We start from the raw sequence: 2,897 nt of genomic DNA on the forward strand, positions 1-2,897 counted from the left end.
GTCAACACAGATGCTGAATGTTATGGCCTCATCGCGAGYAGGCTCGCTCCCACAGGTTCTGTGTTTTGACGTATAAATTGTCGATGTTCAAACCCGTATTCRTGAGGAGAGCGCGCGTGTCGCCAAGCCTGTTCCGACGATAACCATCAGCCCGCTGTGCGTTTTCAGTGTCGCCCATTTTTTTGGCTGCTATTTATTACAGGCCCAGGTTCATGCCCGAATACGTTAATTGGCTTCGTCACGCTTCGCCTTACATCAATGCCCACCGCGATTGCACCTTTGTCGTCATGCTCCCCGGCGATGGTGTGGAACACCCGAATTTCGGCAATATCGTCCACGACCTGGTGCTGTTGCACAGCTTGGGCGTGCGGCTGGTGCTGGTACACGGTTCCCGTCCGCAAATTGAAACCCGCCTCGCCGCGCGCGGCCTGACCCCGCATTACCATCACGGCATGCGCATCACCGATGCCGCGACGCTGGAGTGTGTGATCGATGCGGTCGGTCAGCTGCGTATCGCCATTGAAGCGCGCCTGTCGATGGACATGGCCTCGTCGCCCATGCAGGGCTCGCGCCTGCGGGTGGCCAGCGGCAACCTGGTCACGGCGCGGCCGATTGGTGTGCTCGAAGGCGTGGATTATCACCACACCGGCGAGGTACGTCGGGTCGACCGCAAAGGCATCAATCGCCTGTTGGACGAGCGCTCCATCGTGTTGTTGTCGCCGCTGGGTTATTCGCCGACGGGCGAGATCTTCAACCTCGCCTGCGAAGACGTCGCCACGCGTGCGGCCATCGACCTGAGCGCGGACAAATTGCTGCTATTCGGCGCCGACATGGGCTTGATCGATGAAAACGGTCGTCTGGTGCGTGAATTGCGTCCGCAACAAGTGCCGGCGCATTTGCAGCGTCTGGGTAGCAACTATCAGGCTGAGCTGTTGGATGYGGCGGCTGAAGCGTGCCGGGGCGGCGTTGCGCGTAGCCATATAGTCAGCTATGCCGAAAACGGTGCGTTGTTGACCGAGCTGTTCACTCGCGACGGTGGCGGTACGCTGGTGGCGCAGGAGCAATTTGAAATTGTGCGCGAAGCGGCGATTGAGGATGTCGGCGGTTTGCTGGATTTGATCAGCCCGCTGGAAGAGCAGGGGATTCTGGTGCGTCGCTCCCGTGAAGTACTGGAGCGTGAGATCGAGCAGTTCAGTGTGGTCGAGCGCGAAGGCATGATCATCGCTTGTGCGGCGCTGTATCAGATTGCCGATTCGGACGCCGGGGAGCTGGCGTGCCTGGCGGTGAACCCGGAGTATCGCCATGGCGGGCGCGGTGATGAACTGCTGGAGCGCATCGAAACCCGTGCCCGGGCCCAGGGTTTGAAAACCCTGTTCGTGCTGACGACCCGGACCGCTCACTGGTTCCGCGAGCGCGGGTTTGTGCCGAGCAGCGTCGAACGCCTGCCGTCAGCGCGGGCTTCGCTGTACAACTATCAGCGTAATTCGAAGATCTTCGAAAAGACCTTATAACTGTGGCGCCCCCTTCGCGAGCAGGCTCGCTCCTACACTGGATCTGCATTCACTGGAGATCCCTTGTGGGAGCGAGCCTGCTCGCGATGGCTGCGCAGCAGCCCCCTGACAACTACTCAGCAACAAACTTCGCACTGACATACGCCGAATAATCCGGCAGCACAGTCTCTACCTTCCCCTGCTCCTTCAAGAACTTCGCCGTCTCACCAATCGCCTTGGCCGTGCCGCCATCCAGTAGCGCGGTGGTCTGCTGGGCCTTGGCATCCGGAAACGCAGAGCCGGCCAACAGTTCCGGTACGTCGGCCGCATTGGCACCGGTCAGTTTGGCGATTTTCTGCACGGGCAGCGAATCGGCGGTCCAGCTGTCTTTATGCGCAGCGTAGTCGGCGAACGAGTCCAGGGTGACCTTGGCAAATTTTGCCACCACATCAGGGTGTTTCTCGGCGTAATCCTTACGCGCGACCCAGACTTCGAACGTCGGCGCCCCCCATTGACCGACCTGCGCGGCATCCGTCAACGTCTTGCCTGTCTTGCGAATTTCCCCCAGCGCGGGTGACCAGACAAACGCGCCATCAATATCACCACGCTTCCACGCTGCAGCGATCTCCGCCGGTTGCAAATTCACCACTTTGACTTTCGAAGCGTCCAGGCCCCAATGCTTCAGTGCGCCGAGCAAACTGTAGTGAGAGGTTGAAACGAAGGGGGTGGCAATGGTCTTGCCGATCAGATCTTGCGGATTGTCGATACCGCTCCCGTTGCGCACCACGAGGGCTTCAGCCGCATTGATCTGGGCAGACACGATGAACGCGACTATCKGTAGATTGCGCGAGGCGGCTGCGGCCAAAGGACTGGAGCCGAGGTTGCCAATCTGCACGTCACCGGAAGCGATGGCGGTCACCACTTCAGGGCCGCTGTTGAATCGGCGCCAGTCAATTTTCTGGCCAATGGCTTGCTCGTACACACCGTCCGCCTGGGGGACTTTGCTGGGGTCGATGCCGGTTTGATAACCCACAGTCAGGTTGGCCGCTTGAGCGGAATGTGAAATTATCAGGGACACACAAACTGTAACAAATAGGCTGGATAGTTCGCGTCTGATCGTCATGGCGTCGCCTTTGAGTGAGGGTTTGTTTCCGAATTGCTTCAAACGCTAAACGATCTAAAAAACATCTAATAAATACCATTTGGTAATTAGCTTATGAGCTGGGGGCTCTATTCCGGGGCAACGTGGGGTGCAGCGCTAAATTCCTAAAAGGTATGAGAAACGAACGGGCTAGTTCTTTGCAGATTTATGACGGGCTCATGACCAACACTGACCAAAAAACGGGGGATTAGACCATGGTCGTAGACACACAAAGTTACGATTGACTTGTGGGTCACGCTCTGGCG

General features: G+C 58.2%; 2 protein-coding genes. One reads left to right on the top strand and one right to left on the bottom strand.

The features are described from left to right. Nucleotides 1-212 precede the first annotated feature (212 nt). The gene (argA, locus tag AC1DSG_RS29840; protein ID WP_477794082.1) at nt 213-1,511 is read left to right on the top strand and encodes an amino-acid N-acetyltransferase; all 1,299 of its coding nucleotides are present in this window, start codon (nt 213-215) and stop codon (nt 1,509-1,511) included. A gap of 112 nt (nt 1,512-1,623) precedes the next feature. On the opposite strand, the gene tauA is transcribed toward argA, so the two are convergent. Then, complete coding sequence (gene tauA, locus AC1DSG_RS29845) at nt 1,624-2,613, bottom strand: taurine ABC transporter substrate-binding protein (protein WP_477794083.1); 990 nt, start codon at nt 2,611-2,613, stop codon at nt 1,624-1,626. Nucleotides 2,614-2,897 lie beyond the last annotated feature (284 nt).

The sequence above is a fragment of the Pseudomonas sp. P5_A12 genome (assembly GCF_056400685.1).